Below are 492 nucleotides of genomic sequence, written 5' to 3'. Positions count from 1 at the left end.
TCACATTTAGCGAGAAATATGGCCGTTCTTTCTGAACTTCAGGCCAAGTGATTTATTCTTGGCTAACCTGCTAATGACTGAGAATCTGTCCCAGAAATTCCCTGGTTCGCTCAGACTCTGGACGATTGAAAAACACTTCTGGCGTGGCTTCTTCCACAACCTGTCCCTGATCCATAAAGATCATGCGATCCGCTACGGTTTTTGCAAAACCCATTTCATGGGTCACACAAATCATGGTCATGCCTTCATTGGCCAGTTCAATCATGACATCCAGCACTTCCTTGATCATCTCCGGATCCAATGCCGAAGTAGGCTCATCAAACAGCATGATTTCAGTGTTCATGCAGAGGCTTCGGGCTATCGCCACCCGCTGTTGCTGCCCTCTAGAGAGCTGTCCGGGAACCTTGTCTGCCTGATCCGGGATACGGCCGCGTTCAAGATATTCCATCGCCGTTTTTTCGGCTGCTTTCTGAGCGGTGTTTCTGACCCAGC

General features: G+C 49.4%; 1 protein-coding gene. It reads right to left on the bottom strand.

All coding sequences use genetic code 11. The features are described from left to right. Positions 1 to 70 precede the first annotated feature (70 nt). On the bottom strand, positions 71 to 492 hold a 422-nt coding region (locus CWC28_RS21530), incomplete at its 5' end, for an amino acid ABC transporter ATP-binding protein (RefSeq protein WP_138625770.1).

This window comes from Pseudoalteromonas sp. S4492, from assembly GCF_005886115.1.
Lineage (GTDB): Bacteria > Pseudomonadota > Gammaproteobacteria > Enterobacterales > Alteromonadaceae > Pseudoalteromonas > Pseudoalteromonas gelatinilytica.
The sequence above is the reverse complement of the archived record's forward strand: the minus strand, read 5'-3'. Positions and strand labels throughout refer to the sequence as shown.